At 40.4% G+C, this 19,914-nt stretch carries 15 protein-coding genes; 11 read left to right on the plus strand and 4 right to left on the minus strand.

Annotation, left to right across the window (positions count from 1 at the left end):
• Positions 1–3: 3 nt before the first annotated feature.
• The 4 genes from PY091_RS01205 (at position 4) to PY091_RS01220 (ending at position 6,581) form a co-directional block, all read left to right on the plus strand.
• Positions 4–690 carry an LOG family protein gene (locus tag PY091_RS01205; protein WP_275647928.1) on the plus strand — a complete coding sequence of 229 codons (687 nt, stop codon included), beginning with the start codon at positions 4–6 and terminating at the stop codon, positions 688–690.
• On the plus strand, positions 650–3,535 hold the full coding sequence (locus PY091_RS01210; protein WP_275647929.1) for a metalloprotease: 2,886 nt from the start codon (positions 650–652) through the stop codon (positions 3,533–3,535). Before PY091_RS01205 ends, PY091_RS01210 begins: the two co-directional genes overlap by 41 nt.
• Positions 3,536–3,692: 157 nt before the next feature.
• Positions 3,693–6,104 carry an alpha-ketoacid dehydrogenase subunit alpha/beta gene (locus PY091_RS01215; RefSeq protein ID WP_275647930.1) on the plus strand — a complete coding sequence of 804 codons (2,412 nt, stop codon included), beginning with the start codon at positions 3,693–3,695 and terminating at the stop codon, positions 6,102–6,104.
• Positions 6,105–6,203: 99 nt separating this feature from the next.
• The gene (locus PY091_RS01220; protein WP_275647931.1) at positions 6,204–6,581 is read left to right on the plus strand and encodes a DoxX family protein; all 378 of its coding nucleotides are present in this window, start codon (positions 6,204–6,206) and stop codon (positions 6,579–6,581) included.
• 2 nt (positions 6,582–6,583) lie between these two features.
• On the opposite strand, the gene holA is transcribed toward PY091_RS01220, so the two are convergent.
• A complete protein-coding gene (gene holA / locus PY091_RS01225; RefSeq protein WP_275647932.1) occupies positions 6,584–7,585 on the minus strand; it encodes a DNA polymerase III subunit delta in 1,002 nt (333 codons plus the stop codon).
• Positions 7,586–7,611: 26 nt separating this feature from the next.
• Here holA and PY091_RS01230 point away from each other — a divergent pair, with 26 nt between their 5' ends.
• The 3 genes from PY091_RS01230 (at position 7,612) to PY091_RS01240 (ending at position 10,041) form a co-directional block, all read left to right on the plus strand.
• Entirely contained in the window at positions 7,612–8,058 is a 447-nt protein-coding gene (locus PY091_RS01230; protein ID WP_275647933.1) for a type I restriction enzyme HsdR N-terminal domain-containing protein, read from the plus strand.
• Between the two features lie 12 nt (positions 8,059–8,070).
• Positions 8,071–9,072 carry a glycosyltransferase family 2 protein gene (locus PY091_RS01235; RefSeq protein ID WP_275647934.1) on the plus strand — a complete coding sequence of 334 codons (1,002 nt, stop codon included), beginning with the start codon at positions 8,071–8,073 and terminating at the stop codon, positions 9,070–9,072.
• 96 nt (positions 9,073–9,168) lie between these two features.
• Positions 9,169–10,041, plus strand: coding sequence for an OmpA family protein (locus PY091_RS01240; protein ID WP_275647935.1), 873 nt, complete (start codon positions 9,169–9,171; stop codon positions 10,039–10,041).
• Between the two features lie 53 nt (positions 10,042–10,094).
• Here PY091_RS01240 and PY091_RS01245 read toward each other — a convergent pair whose 3' ends face one another.
• On the minus strand, positions 10,095–10,715 hold the full coding sequence (locus tag PY091_RS01245) for an L-threonylcarbamoyladenylate synthase (RefSeq protein WP_275647936.1): 621 nt from the start codon (positions 10,713–10,715) through the stop codon (positions 10,095–10,097).
• Positions 10,716–11,001: 286 nt separating this feature from the next.
• On the opposite strand from PY091_RS01245, the gene PY091_RS01250 reads away from it, so the two are divergent.
• Positions 11,002–11,556: a hypothetical protein gene (locus tag PY091_RS01250; protein ID WP_275647937.1), complete on the plus strand. Its 555-nt coding sequence runs from the start codon at positions 11,002–11,004 to the stop codon at positions 11,554–11,556.
• Positions 11,557–11,568: 12 nt separating this feature from the next.
• Here PY091_RS01250 and PY091_RS01255 read toward each other — a convergent pair whose 3' ends face one another.
• Together PY091_RS01255 and PY091_RS01260 are read right to left on the minus strand one after the other, a co-directional pair.
• Positions 11,569–13,773: an alpha/beta hydrolase family protein gene (locus PY091_RS01255; protein WP_275647938.1), complete on the minus strand. Its 2,205-nt coding sequence runs from the start codon at positions 13,771–13,773 to the stop codon at positions 11,569–11,571.
• A 146-nt stretch (positions 13,774–13,919) separates the two neighbouring features.
• Positions 13,920–16,253 (minus strand): ATP-dependent helicase, encoded by a 2,334-nt coding sequence (locus tag PY091_RS01260; protein ID WP_275647939.1) that lies wholly within the window; start codon positions 16,251–16,253, stop codon positions 13,920–13,922.
• A 141-nt stretch (positions 16,254–16,394) separates the two neighbouring features.
• On the opposite strand from PY091_RS01260, the gene PY091_RS01265 reads away from it, so the two are divergent.
• From PY091_RS01265 to PY091_RS01275, 3 genes are all read left to right on the plus strand, one after another.
• Positions 16,395–16,934 carry a DsrE family protein gene (locus PY091_RS01265; protein WP_275647940.1) on the plus strand — a complete coding sequence of 180 codons (540 nt, stop codon included), beginning with the start codon at positions 16,395–16,397 and terminating at the stop codon, positions 16,932–16,934.
• Between the two features lie 16 nt (positions 16,935–16,950).
• Complete coding sequence (locus PY091_RS01270; protein WP_275647941.1) at positions 16,951–18,237, plus strand: amidohydrolase; 1,287 nt, start codon at positions 16,951–16,953, stop codon at positions 18,235–18,237.
• 102 nt (positions 18,238–18,339) lie between these two features.
• On the plus strand, positions 18,340–19,905 hold the full coding sequence (locus tag PY091_RS01275) for an FMN-binding glutamate synthase family protein (protein WP_275647942.1): 1,566 nt from the start codon (positions 18,340–18,342) through the stop codon (positions 19,903–19,905).
• The last annotated feature ends 9 nt before the right edge of the window (positions 19,906–19,914 follow it).

The raw sequence follows: 19,914 nt of genomic DNA on the forward strand, positions 1-19,914 counted from the left end.
CAAATGCGAAAAGAACAACATTCCAAAGGATGGAATGAGATCAAGACAAACGATTCATGGGCCATATTCAAAATTATGGGCGAGTTTGTCAATGGATTTGAAAAAATGAGTGTAATAGGTCCTTGTGTATCCATTTTTGGTTCCGCCAGGGTACGCGAAGGACATCCTTATTACGATTTGGCAGTTAAAATATCCAGGAAAATAGCGGAAGCCGGTTATGGAGTTATTACAGGAGGTGGACCCGGTATTATGGAAGCAGGTAACAAAGGGGCCAATTTGGCGGGCGGCACATCGGTTGGTCTAAACATTGATTTGCCCTTTGAACAGCATGACAACCCTTATATTGACGACGACAAAAGCCTTGATTTTGATTACTTTTTCGTTAGAAAAGTGATGTTTGTAAAGTACTCTCAAGGGTTTGTGGTAATGCCAGGTGGGTTCGGGACTTTGGACGAGTTCTTTGAGGCATTGACCCTTATTCAGACACATAAAATACACACCTTTCCTATAATTCTTGTTGGAACAGAGTTTTGGAAGGGCCTGTTGGATTGGATCAAAAACACCTTGGTCGAAGCAGGCAACATTAGCCCGAAGGACTTAGACTTGATTAAACTAGTGGACACAGAGGATGAGGTTGTTGAAATTATAGATGCCTTTTATAAGGGCAGAACACTTAGCCCAAACTTTTAAACGTATTACTTTGTTAAACCATCGAGCATTACTTAGCCTTGTGCTGCTTATCATTACGGTGTGCCCCAAACTTTGGAGCCAGCACCAAAATGATGTTGTGGCTACTCTCGATGGACCTACTAACCAAATACGGATCCGTCAACACTTTACCTATGTAAATCATTCCAACCGTGGGCTTTCCACCTTGTATTTTAACGACTGGAACCATGCTTATTCGAACAAAAACACAGCATTGGCCAAACGGTTTGCAGAAGAATTTAACAGAAGCCTGCACTTGGCCAAGGATAGGGAAAGAGGTAAAACTACCATCAGAACAATTGTTGATCAAAATTATGCGGGACTGGATTGGAAACGAGAGGGCAACAAGGATGTAATAGCGGTAACACTTAACGAAGTTTTAAAGCCGGGAGAATCTATCCAACTGTTTTTTACCTACACCATTAAATTGCCCACTGCGAAGTTTACAGGATATGGGCATACCGATAGTCGAGGTTTCAACTTAAAAGATTGGTATTTTACCCCAGCGGTCTATGATGGTGAATGGAAACTATACGACAATAAAAACCTAGATGACATTTACACCGATGTTTCCGATACGCGGGTAAATTTCACATATCCCGATGGGCTCTTTTTGGCCTCAAACTATAGAATGTCCAATGTATCCGTTTTTCCCGGCGGACAGCATGTGCAACTGTACGGTACAAAAAGAAAAAGTTGTGAACTGATCCTTACTATCGACGATAGGTTCACTAAACACGTAGCAGAAAACTTAACCATAACCACGGACATTGAGTCCAATAAATATGAGGAGATTCCGCAAGGTATCTCCATCATTAAAATAGCCGATTTCCTGAATGAAAACCTTGGGCCATATCCGCACGACAATCTGTTGGTCAGTGAATTCGATTATAACAAATCACCTTTATATGGCATAAGCCAACTCCCCTCTTTTATCCGGCCGTACGAAGAACAGTTTCAATTTGAAATGAAGTTTTTAAAAACGGCTATTAGGAACTACTTAAAAGAATCACTTTATCTGGACCCACGCAAAGAACGTTGGGTAAACGATGCCATTGGGTACTATTTGATGATCAAATATGTGGAAGAACATTATCCCGATCAAAAATTAGCCGGAAAGCTTTCAAAAATTTGGGGTATTAAAAACTTCCATTTTGCGCAAATGGATTTTAATGACCAATACGCACTTTTTAGCATGCTCAGTGCTCGTAAAAACATAGACCAAGCCCTGACCACTTCAAACGATTCGTTGATCAAGTTCAACCAAAAAATAGCCAATGGCTATAAAGCTGGACTTGGAATGTCCTATTTATCGGCTTATTTGGGTGAGAAAAAAATAGATAGTACCGTTCTTGATTTTTATAAAAACTATAAGCTAAAACAAAAGGTTACCGCTTTGGATTTTAGAAAAACCATTGAGAAATATTCCAATAAGGATGTGGACTGGTTTTTTAATGAATACGTGGGAACCGATAAAAAGATTGATTATAAGATCAAGAAAATCGAGAAAACGGAAGACTCCATAAGTTTTGTGTTAAAGAATAAGCGCGGTACCAATGTGCCGATATCGGTTTTTGGTCTTGAAAATGATTCTGTCGTATCCCATTATTGGTTCACTGGTATTGACAGCACAAAGACCTTTACCATTCCAAGACAAGGCGAAGACAGGCTGGTTTTGAACTATGATCAGAACATTCCAGAGTTTAACCAACGTGATAATTGGAAAACCTTGAACGGATTTTTCTCCAGCAACAAAAAACTTAAGTTTCAATTTTTCAAGGATACCGAAAACCCATATTTCAATCAGGTTTTTTACGTTCCAATTGCAAATTTTAACCTTTACGATGGTATAACCCCAGGACTACGCCTTTACAACAAAACTTTTTTAGAGCGCCCGTTTCAGTACGACATCTCCCCTACTTACTCGTTTTTAGAACGAACATTGGTTGGGAAAGCTAGTTTCAGGTATCGTAAGTACCATAAAAAAACAGGGCTTTATGTAACCAATTATTCCTTTTCTGCTTCTACCTCCCATTTTCAGGAAAACTCCAGGTTCTCAACCCTTACTCCTGCGGTAAGTTTTGGATGGCGACCCAACGATTTATTATCCAACCGCAGACAATCCCTACTTTTAAGGTACAGGAGTGTTTTCAGATCTATTGATGACAATTTGGTGGGTGAACTGGATACCGACCCGGATTATGGGGTAATGAATGTTCGGTTTACGGACGTGGACAATAATATTCTCAACTATTCTTCTTGGTTTATAGATGCCCAACACTCGAGCGAATTCACCAAATTGGCCTTTGAGCTAGAATATAGAAAATTGTTCCAAAGTAATAGACAATTGAACTTGAGGTTTTATGCCGGAAAGTTCCTTAGAAATAAAACAGCGTCTGATTTTTTCAGTTTTGCACTGGACAGGCCTACCGATTATATGTTCGACCTTGCTTATTTGGGTAGATCGGAAAGCTCAGGTCTGTACAGCCAGCAAGTAATTATTGCCGAAGGAGGTTTTAAATCCAAATTGGAAAATCCTTTCGCGAATGACTGGATAGCCACTACAAATGCGAGTACCAATATTTGGAGATGGGTCGAAGCTTATGGCGATATTGGGTTTTTAAAGAACAAAGGAGAAAATGCCCGTTTTGTGTACGACTCTGGTATACGTTTAAATTTGGTAACCGATTATTTTGAACTTTATTTCCCGGTCTACTCCAACCGTGGATGGGAAATCGCGGAAGACGACTACGGTCAACGCATTCGTTTTGTGGTGACTATTAGCCCTAGAACATTGATCGGGTTGTTCACAAGAAAGTGGTTTTAATTATCATATCCTCAATTTACGGCGTCACAATAAAGTTTTATTTGTTACATATATAATTAATTGATTTTATTTTTACGATATATTCAATTTATTAACACGTAGACATATTGCAGTTTTGATGGTTTTTTAGTAATTTCGCAGAAATCTTCAACAATTCATGAAACCTAACCCTAGTACGAGTAACGACATTTCTTTTGACGATTTTAAATCGCAAATTCTTCAAGATTACGAGACAGCCGTCACCAGTAGGGAATGTAGCTTAATGGGACGTCGAGAAGTACTTTCCGGCAAAGCGAAGTTCGGTATTTTTGGAGATGGCAAGGAACTTCCTCAGTTGGCCATGGCAAGAGCTTTCCAAGATGGAGACTTTAGAAGCGGCTACTATCGTGACCAGACGTTTATGATGGCTTTGGGGTATTTGAGCCCAAAAGCATTTTTCCATGGACTTTATGCTACAACAGATTTGGATAAAGAGCCCATGAGTGCCGGTAGGCAAATGGGTGGTCATTTTGTGACCCACAGTTTAAATGAAGATGGGACATGGAAGAACCTAACAGAACAAAAAAACAGTAGTGCCGATATATCCTGTACTGCGGGTCAAATGCCTCGATTATTAGGATTGGCGCAAGCTTCAAAGATATATCGCCATGTTGATGGCATAGATCAGACCAATTTTTCCAAAAATGGTAATGAAGTAGCCTGGGGAACCATTGGAAATGCAAGTACCAGTGAGGGTCATTTTTTTGAGACCCTGAATGCTGCAGGTGTAATGCAGGTTCCTATGGTCATTAGTATTTGGGATGATGAATACGGAATCTCGGTACCATCGGAATTTCATACCACCAAAGGTGATATTTCTGAGGCACTCAGTGGACTTCAGAGAGATGAAGATCATGCAGGTTTTGAAATTTTGAAAGTCAAAGGATGGGATTACACTGCACTTATCCATGCATTTGAAAACGCTTCTGACATAGCCCGTGAAAGCCACGTGCCTGTTCTTATCCATGTTACCGAACTCACCCAACCACAGGGACACTCGACTTCCGGGTCGCACGAAAGATACAAGTCAGCGGAACGATTGGAATGGGAGCGTGAAAACGACTGCAACAAACGTTTCAGGGAATGGATCATTGAAAATGGCATCAGTACAGAAGAAGAGCTTAAAAAACAAGAACGCGAGATTAAGCAAAAAGTTCGTGCAGCCAAAAAAGAAGCTTGGTCAGAGTTTTTAAAACCTCAATTGGAGGCAAAAAAACAACTGGTTCCTTTATTGGACAAAGTGGCAAATCAAAGTCCAAATCGCGTTTTCATCAATAAATTAAAAAACGATTTAATTGCCATTGAGGAGCCTCTTAAAAAAGATTTGGCCTCTGTGTCCAGAAAAGCATTGCGTTATCTATTGGAAGAGAATTCAGCAGAGAAAAAGCAACTTCAACAATGGGTAGACAATTTCTTGGCCACTAATGAGCCTCATTACAGCTCCCATTTATATAATGAACTTGACAACAAGGCCACAAAAGTGGCGCAAGTAGCCCCTACCTACGCAGAAAGTCCAGAAAAAGTAGACGGACGCATCATTCTCAGAGATAATTTTGATGTTCTTTTTGCCAAATATCCAGAAGCATTGGTTTTTGGAGAGGACACCGGTAATATTGGGGATGTTAATCAAGGTTTGGAAGGTCTACAAAGCAAGTATGGAGAACTTCGGATTTCCGATACCGGTATACGTGAAACCTCGATAATAGGACAAGGTATTGGTATGGCTTTACGTGGTTTAAGGCCAATTGCCGAAATTCAATACTTGGATTATATTTTATACGCCATACAAACATTGAGCGACGATTTGGCTACGTTGATGTACAGAACGGTAGGTAAGCAAAAAGCACCACTGATTGTACGTACCAGAGGTCATAGGTTGGAAGGTATTTGGCATTCTGGCTCCCCCATGGGCGGACTGATACATTTGCTACGCGGCATGTATATTTTGGCTCCAAGAAATATGACGCAGGCTGCAGGTTTCTACAACACCCTTATGAAGAGTGATGAACCTGCCCTTATAATAGAAAGCCTTAATGGATATCGCTTAAAAGAGGACATGCCCACCAATTTGGGTGAGTTTTGTACACCTATTGGCAAAGTGGAAACAATTAAAGAGGGTACCGACATTACTTTGTTGTCCTATGGTTCCACCTTGCGGATAGTGGAAAAAGTTGCACACGAACTTTTGGAAGTTGGAATAGATGCAGAAGTTATAGATGCACAGTCCCTACTGCCATTTGACCTTGATCACGATGTTGTAAAAAGTGTGGCCAAAACCAATAGACTCTTGGTTATAGACGAAGATGTTCCAGGGGGATGCTCCGCATATCTAATGCAGGAAGTAGTTGAAAAACAAGGAGGTTACCGTTATTTGGACAGTGCACCACAGACCTTATCTGCAAAATCGCATCGTCCGGCATATGCTTCGGATGGGGATTACTTTTCTAAACCCAATGCTGAGGATATCTTTGAAAAAGTATACCAGATTATGCACGAGACTGACCCAAAATCCTATCCTGCATTAAGATAACTTAATCCTAAAAGGTCAATCCAAAATCACCTTTCATCAATTTATGTTACGTTTTTTAAAACATAATTTATACATTCACGTGGATTAAATTTTCCCCACATGAAAAACAACACTTTGATACACCTAGGTCTTGCAATTTTGAGAATAGTTCCATCTATTTTTATGATGACCCATGGCTATCCAAAACTTATGAATCTTATTAATGGCAACACGGAGTTTGCCAATCCTTTTGGTATTGGCCAGGCCCCCTCACTATTTTTAACGGTAGTGGCGGAATTCGTTTGTCCTCTTCTAATAATTATCGGTTTTAAAACAAGATGGGCTGCAATTCCCACTGCGTTTACCATGTTCATTGCTGGATTCGTTATCCACGGAGCAGACCCATTTGGAAGAAAAGAAATGGCGTTGCTTTACCTGACCGTATTTGTAGTCATCATGCTTTTGGGACCTGGTAAATATAGCGTGGACAAAAAATAATCCTAGATAATTTCCGAAAGTAATTCTTTTAGCAAATCGGCCTGTGCCATATTGCTGGCACCTACCCCTTTGCTTTTTAGATCCAAGGTTCTAAGATTTGAGATAATTCCGCTTACCCTTTTCATAGGGTAATTGCGAGCGGCTACCACATACTCGTTCACAAAATATGGATTGACTCCTAGCACCTTGGCCACATTTCCTGGGGAATGGTCCTTTAGCCCATGATATTGCAATAGCTGCGTAAAAAAAGTGTTTAAAAGAGTGACTGTGACCACAAAAGGATTGTCTTTTGGATTTTGGGCAAAATAATCAATTATTCGTGACGCCTTTTTCACATTGCGCTCACCAATGGCCTTTTTTAGCTCAAAATTGTTGAAGTCCTTACTTATCCCAATGTGCTCTTCAATCAATTCAGGGGTTATTTCCGTGGTCGGCGGAACAATCAATGTAAGTTTATCCAACTCGTTACTGATTTTACTAAGGTCCGTACCCAAGAATTCCACCAGCATAATACAAGACTTGGGAGAAATCTTATACTTTTTGCTTGCCAAGGTTCTACGTATCCAATCTGCTACCTGATTATCATACAACTTTTTGCTTTCAAACAATTCCCCGCTCTTTTTAATGGTTTTATAGAGCTTTTTACGCTTATCCAACTTTTTGTACTTGTAGCAAAGCACCAAAATGGTGGTGGGTTGTGGATTTTCAGCATAAGGAACCAGGTTTTCTATGGTTCTGGAAAGATGTTGTGCCTCCTTAACGATCACTACCTGATACTGAGCCATCATGGGGAAACGTTTCGCATTGGCAACAACTTCATCTACAGAAGTATCCTTTCCGTAAAGCACCATTTGGTTGAATCCCTTTTCATCTTCCGTTAGTACGTTTTCGGCAATAAATTGAGATATTCTATCTATATAATAGGGCTCCTCCCCCATTAAAAAATAGATAGGTTTTGGGTTTCCATTGTTGATTTCCGATACGATCTCCTTTACTTTGTCCATTCAAATTATATCACCAGTTTTGTAGAATGCAAGATTTGAATTTTCCACCTTATTCGTTCCGAATCAAAAATAGCCAAAATAGGCAGTACATTTTTGATGGGTTGCGTAAAAAATTTGTGGTCCTTCAACCTGAAGAATGGGTACGCCAACATGTACTAAGATATTTAGTGTTTACAAAAAACTACCCTAAAAGCTTGATCAATGTAGAAAAGCAGCTTACAGTGAACAAGTTAAAAAAACGGTATGATGTTGTGGTGTTCAATCCAGATGGATCTATATTTCTTTTAATAGAGTGCAAAGCACCGGAAGTAAAGATCACCCAAGAAACCTTTGATCAGATAGCGAGGTACAATTACGAGCTTAAAGCCGAATATTTAATGGTGACCAATGGTCTGGAACATTATTACTGCGAAATGGACCATGAGAATGAAAAGTATACCTTTTTAAAGGATATTCCTGAATTTAGCCGTTAATTTGCCTCCGTTTTGAAAATCGCCGTAGTCATACTCAACTGGAATGGAGAAGCCTTATTGGAAAGGTTCCTGCCATCGGTTATGGAATATTCCAAAGATGCCGATATTTATGTAGTTGACAACGCAAGTACAGACGGGTCGATAGATTTTTTAAAAGAACACTACCCCACGATCGGTATTGTACAAAACTCAACCAATGGTGGTTTTGCAAAGGGCTATAATGACGGGCTAAAACATATTGAAGCCGATATGTATTGTCTTTTAAATTCTGATGTGGAAGTAACTCCAAATTGGCTGGAACCCATAAAACAAACTTTTGAAGACCTGCCCGAAGCTTCGATAATTCAACCCAAAATTTTAGATCTTAACCAAAAGGACCACTTTGAATATGCTGGGGCCGCTGGTGGATTTATAGACATGTTCGGCTATCCATTCTGCCGGGGACGTATTTTCCAGACCATAGAAAAGGACGAAGGCCAATACAACGACATTAAAGAGGTTTTCTGGGCCACAGGTGCCTGTATGTTCATTAAAAGCGAAGTGTTCCATTACCTTGGAGGGTTTGATGAGGATTATTTTGCGCATCAAGAAGAAATTGACCTTTGCTGGCGCGCCAAAAATGCAGGCCATAAAGTTTATTATGTTGGCCATAGCAGTGTTTACCATTTAGGAGGCAGCACACTATCCAATATGAATCCAAAAAAGACCTTTCTCAATTTTAGGAACTCCCTCTATTCCATCACTAAAAATCTTCCCAGAAAAAAAGCATTGCCCTTGGTACTTGCCCGCTTACTACTGGATGGTATTGCCGCATTGCGTTTTGTGTTCCAATTAAAGTTCGATCACTGTTTTGCCATCTTGCGAGCACATCTCAGTTTTTATGCTAACTTTATAAAAATGTACAGAAAGCGCGAAAAAGCTAATTTTTTATTAAAGTACCATGTTGCGACATCCATAGTATGGTCTTACTTCGTACATCAAGTAAAGAATTTTAACATTTTAGTAAAAGATTAACGAAGCCGAAATATAGGAGCCTTGGTTTTTCTATAATTTTGGTGTAGTTTCTTAACATTTGATAAATCTAACAATCCTTAAATTATACTCTGAACTATGAAAAAAGTTTTTCTAGGAACATTGGCAATGACAGTTCTTTTATCTTCTTGTGTATCGCAGAAGAAATATGCCGAACTGGAGGCCAAACAAAAAGAAACCCAAGACCTATTGAATTCAGCAACCGTTAAATTGAACGACTGCTTGGAAGAAAAAGCAACTGCAGATTCTAGGTTAAAAACCCTCGAAGACCAAAACGCATTCCTTAAAGCGAACAACCAAGAGCTTATCAACAACATGGGCAACTTGACAACGCTTACCACAAAAGGAGCTGAAAACCTTGAAAAATCCTTGGAAAGCCTTCGTGAAAAAGACCTTACCATTAGAAAATTACAAGACGCCGTTACTCGTAGAGACTCTGTAAACCTTGCATTGGTACAGAGCTTAAAAGGTGTGTTGGGCAACTTGGATGACGAAGACATCGAAATCAGTGTTGAAAAAGGTGTGGTATTCGTTTCCATTTCCGACAAATTGTTGTTCAGAAGCGGAAGCTACAACGTAACAAGTGCAGCTAAAGAAGTACTTGGAAAAGTAGCCAAAGTAGTTAACAACAAGCCTGACTTTGAGTTTATGGTAGAAGGACATACGGACAATGTACCTTACAGAAGCGGTGTTCTATTGGACAACTGGGATTTGAGTGCTAAAAGAGCAACTTCTGTTGTAAGAATACTTCAGAACGATTTCGGTGTAGATCCTGCTAGAATGACAGCAGCTGGACGTAGCTACTATGTACCACTTGTAGATAACGATACTTCTGCTAACAGAGCTAAAAACAGAAGAACAAGAATCGTTGTACTTCCAAAAATCGATCAGTTCTACAACATGATCGAAGAAGGAATGAAAGATCCTGCTATCGGCGGAACCGGAAAATAAGAATAAGCTTTAGCTTAAAAACAGAAAAGCGGCCAAAAGGCCGCTTTTTTTATTTAGTATATTTCAAGACTTCCTTTACCCTCCCTTATAACCTCCGGTTCGTCTCCAGAAAGGTCTATAACTGTGGAGGCTACATTATCACCATACCCACCGTCGACAACAACATCCACCAGATTCTGCCATTTCTCAAAAATAAGCTCTGGATCGGTGGTATACTCTAAAATATCATCATCGTCACGGATAGAAGTGGAAACAATAGGATGTCCCAAACCCTTTACCAATGCTCTAGCAATGGAATTATCGGGAACCCTAATACCCACCGTTTTCTTCTTCTTGAAATCTTTGGGAAGATTATTGTTGCCTGGCAGAATAAACGTATAAGGTCCAGGCAGCGTTCTTTTTAGGATTTTAAACGTTGGACTATCAATCTGTCTTACATAATCGGAGAGATTGCTCAGGTCAGCGCAAATAAACGACCAATTGGCCTTTTCCAATTTTATTCCCTTGATTCGGGCCAATCGCTGCAAAGCTTTGGAATTGGTTATATCGCATCCCAAACCATACACGGTATCAGTAGGATAAATAACCAATCCACCCTTTTTTAAAACGTTCACCACCTTTTCAACCTGTTTAGGGTTTGGGTTTTCTTCGTAAAGTTTTATCAGCTCTGCCATCCTGAAAAGAATTAAATACAAAGATAATACTTAATTCAGCTTACCCCACTTGCATACCGAGACTGTTAAATAAATGATAAAGCACCCAACCAAAAACAATTATGCAATCTATATAAAAGCACAAGGGGCATTCATCAATCCATATTGGGCATTGATTGGTTTTAACCAAATATTCTAAAAGATAAGCCTCAATTTTAATAAAAATTGCTATTTGATGAAATTAAGAAACATACCATTAATAATTTTTACCCTTTTAAACATCTTATTCTTCCCAAGTTGTCAAAACATGAACAGTTCTAAATCGAAAAACCAGCAATTGACAGGTTATGAGGTGCTTGACAAATTGGACAGTTTGGCAACCCGACTCAACAACTTGGAATCAAAAGACTGTGAAAACATTGATGAGATTGTGACCATAAATGAGCAGATGCGCAGAATTATTGAAGATATTTATTCTAATAATGTATTGGATGAATTGATTACAGCTGCACATAAAGAAACCCATCAAATTGTGTTTGCATCATCTGAAGATAAAAATGTTGGAGTGTTTTCATGGGAATCCAAACTGGATTGTTTGGGTCACAATATCAAAAACATTGCTCTGTTCCGGTCCAACAATAGGGTAAGCACCTCTTCTTTATATGGAAAATCAATGATGTACAGCGAAGTGTCACTGCTCAAAAACAATAATAACAAAATGCTCTACCAACTTAAAGGCACATCGCATTTTGGTGAAAATAAGGTGAACGGATACACAATCAGCAACGGACAATTGATTGAATCACAAATTCCTAACAAAGCTGTTTCCAGACAATATGCCAATTCTACCCTTGAAGAATAGGTTCTATTATTACTATTCCTTGGTATAAAACCCGATATCATCCAATACAACAACACCCAAGGTATCCTTATCAAAGACTAAATTGATACTTTTTAATTTATCCAATTTTAGGCTATCGTTCTTTTTTAAGAATGATGACACGGGCAAATAACAACTTTTCAATTGCACCTCTGAGTTTTTTCCAATCATATCCTTATCCAAAAAATTGAACTTGGTGAACTTGGTCTTAATAATATTGGGCAAGCTGTTGTAATCAGAAATTCCCACCGAAGCCGCATTGTTCAGGCTATCCTTGAGCATAACCGTAAAATTGAAACCCACCTTGGGTTCATCTTCAATTTTGTCCTCCAGCTTTAATTCCGCAATGTCCCCCATGGCCAAGGATATGGCCAACGTATCCGCCGAACTTAAATTCTTAAGGGTATCGGGCAATAAAATAGTGTACACCGGTATTGAATCAGTATCGGTATCTTTGGTATAATTCCAACCCAATACTAAAGTATTGTTCTGTTGACTGCCACCGTCCCTAGCCTCCAGTTCGGTTTCCCTCCAAACCTTAAAATTCTCGGCAAACAAGGTTATACTGTCCAAAGTACTGGTGATATCCAAACCATCTTCGAAGTTTACCAGTACATTTTTATGCGCATCACTATACTGGCTTCTGTATGTTTCCTTGGGCAACCAATCACTGACCAAATCCACATTTTTAAACATGGGTCTGTACGCTTTATTTCCTTTGAGCACTGCCTCTGCAAATGCGCTTACATAAACCTTGGCTACTTGGCGCTGCTCTTCCCCTGTCACCAATGGTGTTAAATTGAGCAACCATTTCATTGGAGCTCCAAAATCCGAACGCCCCCAAGTAGAATTAAACTGTCCATGATTTGCATGATTCATGTACAACCCAGTTTTAAAGCCATCAAAGTTTTCTGAAAATTGTAATCTATGGTAAGGCCTCATTCCCCAAAAACTGGTCTCGTCCGAATCATACGCACCTTGTATGGACATATAGTTGATATCCTTAAGACTGATTTCACGATTATACCTGTAGTCCGTTGGAGCTATTGAGATTACCCCTTTGATTCCAAAACCAAACTCAAATTTTTCATTGCCATTATCTGGAAATCTGTCCAATTGGTTAAATGCTGCGGCAATGGATACGGCCTCTCCTCCCCTGGAATGCCCTACTAAAATCACTTTATCCAAGTCTGCTTTTCCATAGAGCTCAGCGTCTACATCTTTGTTCCATTTTCTCCATTGTTCCAAATGTTTCAAAAGAAGCCAGGCACGTGTTGGCATTTCCTTACCTCTAAAATCTCCCGACCAATGTCCATTTATAAAATTTTCATCTACCGAAATCCCAATAATTCCTCTACTGGCCAATACTTCGCCTAAATAGGCATAGCCACCATCGGAATAATCGATCATGCTGTGGTTGCCATGTACCATCATTACCACAGGAAAAGGTCCATCACCTTTGGGCATATAGACCCTTGCATTCAAAGGGAAGCTGTCTACACCAAACCCCCAAAACTTCTCACGCCATTTCTTCTTTTTACCTTTCCAATCTGGCAATAGCAATGATGCATCCACGGTAGGTGTTTTTACCCTAACCTCTTCTGCAAATTCCACCCGTTTCTTATCGGTTCCACTTCCATAGGTAAACACCTCTACATCATAGTTCCCCTTTGCAGAGGGGTCTTCTATCCCAAGTTCACTTAAGGTTTTAATAGCCATAGTTTCTCCCGGCGATTCTTCCACATAAGGATCACCATCCAAAGAGTTAAAACCTACAAAGCCCAATATTGCAATTATTATTCCCGCTAGAATGGACAATGTCCCTGCTTTGACATTCTTTTTCTGGATAAATTGCCATACTCCAGAAGTTAATAACAACAAACAGATAAATCCCAGTAGAACTAGTCCATAAAATAAAAGAGCAGGCCACCTAAAGGCATACATCCGCATGATATAAAAAGTAAAAAAACCTCCCAATAAGGATGTAATAATGGCAATAGGTATTTTTTTGAACAGGGGCAAAAGCCATGAAAACACCAATTTTAGGATAACGAGCAATACAATCCCTATCAAAATGGCCACAAGCATGGTAATCCAAGCCGGGTAACCGAGTTCATAGTGATAACCGGCAATACCAAATAGGGTTACAACAAGTAAAGCAATAGCTAAAAATACGGGTTTAAAAAAGAGGTTCTTCATAAAAGGGGAAGTTGGTTGGTTTGGTCTAAAAAATTCAAAATAATAGCATTGAATTTAAGCATTTTTGACTACCTGAACCACCTCCTAAAGATTAATTAGAAAATCCCTAAACCTATTATGGTTTCATTATCAGAAACAGAAAATTTCTATTGGGCATTGTCCAAAACCTCAAGTTTGGCAAAACGGAGCAACAATTTTTTGATTCCTCCCTGATCAAAATGTATTTCCGCCTTCCTATCATTGCCCGCCCCCTCGATATTGAGGATTTTGCCCCTACCGAATCGGGTATGGTTTACCCTTGCCCCTACAACCAGTCCAGGGTCTAGATCCATCGGCTTTGCAGGTGAAGAAATTTCTGGTTTGAGCTTCCGCAATTTACGCAATTGGCTCTCGTTGGGCTTTTTAACACTTGGTGGAGTTCCATTGGAAGGTTTTACCTGTCGTAACTTGCTTTTATCTACCTCTCCAAAAATATTCTTGTCGATCATGGATTTATAGCGGTAACCATCATTCACTGGAGTAAGGTTCTCTACATATTGTTCCTCGATTTCTTCCAAAAAACGACTGGGTTCCGCATCGATAAGTTTACCCCAACGATATCTGTTTTGGGTATAAGTAAGAAATGCCTGTTTTTCTGCCCGGGTCAATGCTACGTAAAACAGTCTGCGCTCTTCTTCCAACTCACTCCGGGTATTCATACTCATGGCAGAAGGAAATAAATCCTCCTCCATACCCACAATATACACATAAGGGAACTCAAGTCCTTTGGCTAAGTGAATGGTCATCAAAGCTACTCTGTCATCATCCTCGACCTCTTTGTCCATATCGGTGGCGAGTGCTACATCTTCCAAGAACTCAGTAAGACTGCCAGTAGCGTCGGCGATTTCTTTTTGTCCTTCCACAAAATCCTTGATACCATTGAGCAACTCCTCAATGTTTTCCATTTTAGCAATGCCTTCAGGAGTACCGTCTTTTTTAAACTCCAACAAAAGACCTGTTTTTTTAGCTACATGTTCAGCCAAGGTAAAAGCATCCGACCCCTCGTTCATGATCTGAAAACTCTTGATCATGGTCACAAAATCCGCCAATTTTCTTTTGGTGCCGGCATTTATGTTTAAATTGAGTTTGTCCAAGTGCTCCATAACCTCATAAATGGAGCGGCCGTAATGGTTGGCTGCAACAACAAGTTTATCAATGGTGGTTTGCCCAATGCCCCTTGTTGGAAAGTTGATCACCCGCTTCAATGCCTCCTCATCCTTCGGATTAATAATCAAACGTAAATATGCCAGTACATCCTTGATCTCTTTACGTTGATAGAATGATAAACCTCCATAAATACGATAGGGAATATCCCGTTTGCGCAAGGCGTCCTCGATAGCACGGGATTGCGAGTTGGTTCTGTACAAGACTGCAAAATCACCGTTTTGCATCTGTTGTTGCATCTTGTTCTCAAAAATAGAACCTGCCACATAACGTCCTTCTTCGGCATCGGTAACACTACGGTGAATTTTAATCAGTTCACCATCATCGTTAGAGGTCCATACGTTCTTCTCCAACTGGTTCTTGTTATTGGCAATTATAGAATTGGCAGCGTTAACAATGTTTTTGGTAGAGCGATAGTTCTGTTCCAAACGATATACGGCAACATTGTCATAATCACGCTGAAAATTAAGGATGTTACTAATGTTGGCCCCACGGAAGGAATAAATACTCTGGGCATCGTCCCCCACCACGCAAATATTTTGATATCTATCCGATAATGCTTTTACAATCAAGTACTGTGAATGGTTGGTATCCTGGTACTCGTCCACCAAAATATATCTGAACCTATCTTGATATTTCATCAAAACCTCTGGAAAACGTGTCAACAATTCATTGGTGCGTAAAAGTAAGTCATCAAAATCCATGGCGCCGGCCTTAAAGCATCTATTCACATAATTTTGATAGATCTCCCCAAGCCTAGGTCGTTTGGCCATGGCATCCGCCTCCATCAATTCAGGGTTCTGGAAATATGCCTTAACAGTGATCAAACTGTTTTTATAGGACGAAATCCTGTTCTGTACCTGTTTGTATTTGTAAATATCCTTGTCCAACCCCATTTCTTTGATGATCGCTGCAATCAATCGTTGGGAATCTTGGGTGTCATAAATGGTAAAATTGCTCGGATAGCCCAATTTATCGCCATCAAAACGCAGTAATTTGGCAAATACCGAGTGGAAGGTTCCCATCCACAGGTTTTTTGCTTCGGAATTACCCACAATGGTCGCAATACGCTTCTTCATCTCACGTGCAGCCTTGTTGGTAAAGGTCAGTGCCAAAATATTAAAGGAATCCACCCCCTGTTCCATCAAATGGGCAATCCTATATGTAAGCACACGGGTTTTCCCGGAACCTGCACCAGCAATAACCATTAAAGGTCCATCTTTATGCAGCACGGGAGCGCGCTGCGCATCATTCAGTTCATCTATAAAATTACTCAAGGGCCAGAAGCTTTTAAAGTAGGCGTGAAATTAGCCAATATTGATCTTTTGCTAAAATCAAGCTTTCAATTTTTATAAACACTGTTTTTTCGGATTTGGTTTGATTTTTAAATATATTTAAAGCCTCAACTCAATTAGCTAATGAATTTTCAACGTTTACCCCTATTCCTTCTAGTTTTCACTTCATTTTTAGGATTTTCACAAACAACCAAAACCGGTCCGGTCATTAAAGATTATGGTGCGGTTTGGGAAATAGACAATCCCGATTTTAAAACCGACAAAACCCAAGAGTTCAAAGTTGTCTTTGATGTTAAGGATGGACCAAAATCCGATACCGAACTCAATAGAAACTTAAATACGGTGGCACGTTTCTTAAACATGCACGCCCAAAGCGGTATACCGGCATCTCAGATAAAAGTTGCACTTATAGTCCATGGAACTGCAGCCAGAAACTTGCTCACAGACGAGGCCCACAAAGAACGGTATAAAGTTGCCAACCCAAACAGGGAACTTGTTGAGCAATTGTTGCAAGCGGATGTAGAAGTTATAATGTGTGGACAATCCTCCAAAACAAGGGGTCTTCCAAAGGAAGATTTGATTGAAGGAGTTCAAATTGCCCTATCTGCAATGACAGCGAACATTCAATATCAAAACCAAGGATACCGTCCTATTAAATTATAAACCAACTAACTCTATTATGAAGAAAATTTTAGCACTTGCACTTTGTTCTGCAAGTTTAACCATGTACGCCCAAGATCATGGGCTCGAAAAAGACATCGCTGCGGTCGAATCCAAAGTAATTAAATGGCGACGAGACATGCACGAAAACCCGGAACTGAGCAACCGTGAGTTCAAAACTGCGGAAAAAATTGCTGCCCACCTCAAATCCTTGGGTATGGAAGTACAAACCGGTGTTGCCCATACAGGTGTAGTAGGCCTTTTAAAGGGAGACCATCCAGGTAAAGTTGTTGCCTTGAGGGCAGATATTGATGCATTGCCTGTTACAGAACGAAACGATCTGCCGTTCAAGTCCGAGGTGACCTCTGAATATTTAGGACAAGAAGTTGGGGTAATGCATGCTTGTGGACATGATACGCACATTGCCATAATGATGGGAACCGCAGAGGTTTTGGCCAAAAACAAGGACAAGATACACGGAACCATTAAATTTATATTTCAACCTGCTGAAGAAGGAGCGCCTCCGGGAGAAGAAGGTGGTGCTGAACTTATGGTAAAGGAAGGTGTTCTTGAAAACCCAAAAGTGGATGCCATTTATGGACTGCACATTGGTTCGTACCTGCCGGTTGGACATATTGCTTACAAGCCAGGCGGGGCATTGGCCGCTGCACAGCGTTTTGTCGTGAAGATCAAAGGAAAGCAATCTCACGGGTCACAACCTTGGGGAGGAATCGACCCAATTTTTGTGGCATCTAAAATTGTGGATGGCTACCAATCCATCATCAGCCGTGAATTGGAGTTGACCAAAGAAGCTGCCGTGATTACCGTGGGTAAAATATCAGGAGGGGTTCGCAACAATATTATCCCAGAAAGTGCTGAACTTATCGGAACCATCCGAACGTTGGATTATGACATGCAAAAGCAAGTAAACGACAGGATGAAAGAAATGGCGGAAACCATTGCCAAGGCCTACCGTGCAGAAGCTACTGTAGAAATTGCCAAAGGTGTGCCGATTACGTACAATGATCCTGATCTGACCGCTGCATCCTTGCCGAGTTTGCAAGAAGTGGCAGGTTCCGAAAATGTACACTTGATCAAAGCGATCACTGGAGCCGAGGACTTCTCCTTCTTTCAGGAGAAAATCCCTGGTTTCTTCTATATTTTAGGTGGTAAAGACCCAAATGCTGGACCTGACGAGCATTTTCCACACCACACACCAGATTTTAAGATTGATGACAGTGGTCTTCAATTAGGGGTGAAAGCCATGACGGAAATCGCATTGGATTATTTGGATAGAAGCAAATAGTCCATCTTTAAATAATTAACTCTTTTAGCCCCAATATCCTCCATAATTTGGAATTTGGATATTGGGGCTTGATATTTGTAACTGTTACTTCAATCAATTCAAATGGAATCATTCCTCGATTTTTTAGGCGATATCCCGTGGTGGACCTGGATTTTAATTTTTCTGATTTTGGTCGCCATACGTGATATCTTTTTTCAAAAAGCCCATACCATAAGCCATAACTACCCAGTGGTAGGTCATCTTAGGTATTGGCTGGAGAGTATTGGGCCCGAGATGCGCCAATATTTTGTTGCCAACAATCGAGAAGAGCTCCCCTTTAACCGTATAGAGCGGAGTTGGATATACGCGTCGGCCAAAAAAGAGAACAATTATGAAGGGTTTGGGACCGACAGGGACATTTACAAACATCAACATCTGTTTATTAAAAATGCGATGATCGGGTTTCAAGCCCCAGAAAATCACCCTAACAATGAACATCCATATTTTTTGCCTTGCGCCAAGGTAATGGGTGCCTATAACAAACGTAAAAAACCATATCGGCCGGCATCTATAATCAATGTTTCCGCAATGAGCTTTGGTTCACTTTCAGCTGCCGCCATTGAGTCTTTGAACAAAGGTGTGGAAAAATGCGGTGCCTATCACAATACTGGTGAAGGAGGGCTTTCCCCTTACCACAAGCAAGGAGGCGATGTCATATTTCACTTTGGAACAGGATATTTTGGTGTTAGATCCCGTGATGGAGGGTTTTCCATGAACAAACTAAAAGTTCTTGTAGATGAAAACCCCTGCATTAAGGCCATCGAAATTAAATTATCCCAAGGTGCAAAACCGGGAAAAGGGGGTGTACTTCCAGGTTCTAAAATAACGCAAGAGCTTGCAGAAATACGAGGAGTAGAAGTCGGTAAAGATGTAATCTCCCCTCCTACCCATAAAGCTTTTTCCACCATACCTGAACTTATGGACTTTATAGAATCCATCGCCGAGGAAACCGGGTTGCCCGTGGGTATAAAAGGTGCTATCGGTAAAATTGATCAGTGGCAAGAATTGGCCGATTTAATGAAAAAAACCGGCAAAGGACCGGATTTCATCACCGTAGATGGTGGCGAAGGCGGTACCGGTGCTGCTCCCCCTAGTTTTGCCGATCATGTTTCCTTGCCCTGGAGTTATGGATTTTCTTCTGTCTACAAAATATTTTTAGACCATGGTCTTACCGATAGAATCGTATTTATTGGAAGTGGAAAATTAGGCTTCCCCGGAAAAGCGGCCATGGCATTTGCCATGGGAGCGGATTGTATCAATGTAGCGCGAGAGGCAATGATGAGTATTGGTTGTATTCAGGCCCAAGTTTGCCACACAAATCGCTGCCCAGCTGGAGTGGCCACGCAGAGCAAATGGAGACAAAGTGGGATTAATGTCCCATTAAAATCCGATAGACTTGCCCAATATTTCAATACGTTTAAAAAGGAATTTCTAGAAATAACCCATGCCGCTGGCTACGAGCATCCCTGCCAATTTCATATGGAAGATATACAAGTGAATGTAGATGATGATTATCTTAGCAGCGATATTAGAAGGGTATACAAGTATCAAAAAGAGAAAGTACCTTTCACATCCATGCAAGAGCTTTATGATTGCGAGCACCTTGGAGGCAAAAAAGAAATTAATTAAAACACAATA

It is taken from the genome of Flagellimonas okinawensis (assembly GCF_029194005.1).
Classification (GTDB): domain Bacteria; phylum Bacteroidota; class Bacteroidia; order Flavobacteriales; family Flavobacteriaceae; genus Flagellimonas; species Flagellimonas okinawensis.

Coding starts and splice junctions, on each gene's coding strand:
- PY091_RS01220 (WP_275647931.1), top strand. CDS start 6,204: ATGAAAAACAACACTTTGATACACCTAGGTCTTGCAATTTTGAGAATA.
- PY091_RS01245 (WP_275647936.1), bottom strand. CDS start 10,715: ATGGCAGAGCTGATAAAACTTTACGAAGAAAACCCAAACCCTAAACAG.
- PY091_RS01240 (WP_275647935.1), top strand. CDS start 9,169: ATGAAAAAAGTTTTTCTAGGAACATTGGCAATGACAGTTCTTTTATCT.
- PY091_RS01265 (WP_275647940.1), top strand. CDS start 16,395: ATGAATTTTCAACGTTTACCCCTATTCCTTCTAGTTTTCACTTCATTT.
- holA (WP_275647932.1), bottom strand. CDS start 7,585: ATGGACAAAGTAAAGGAGATCGTATCGGAAATCAACAATGGAAACCCA.
- PY091_RS01275 (WP_275647942.1), top strand. CDS start 18,340: ATGGAATCATTCCTCGATTTTTTAGGCGATATCCCGTGGTGGACCTGG.
- PY091_RS01205 (WP_275647928.1), top strand. CDS start 4: ATGCGAAAAGAACAACATTCCAAAGGATGGAATGAGATCAAGACAAAC.
- PY091_RS01210 (WP_275647929.1), top strand. CDS start 650: ATGCCTTTTATAAGGGCAGAACACTTAGCCCAAACTTTTAAACGTATT.
- PY091_RS01270 (WP_275647941.1), top strand. CDS start 16,951: ATGAAGAAAATTTTAGCACTTGCACTTTGTTCTGCAAGTTTAACCATG.
- PY091_RS01230 (WP_275647933.1), top strand. CDS start 7,612: ATGCAAGATTTGAATTTTCCACCTTATTCGTTCCGAATCAAAAATAGC.
- PY091_RS01255 (WP_275647938.1), bottom strand. CDS start 13,773: ATGAAGAACCTCTTTTTTAAACCCGTATTTTTAGCTATTGCTTTACTT.
- PY091_RS01250 (WP_275647937.1), top strand. CDS start 11,002: ATGAACAGTTCTAAATCGAAAAACCAGCAATTGACAGGTTATGAGGTG.
- PY091_RS01215 (WP_275647930.1), top strand. CDS start 3,693: ATGAAACCTAACCCTAGTACGAGTAACGACATTTCTTTTGACGATTTT.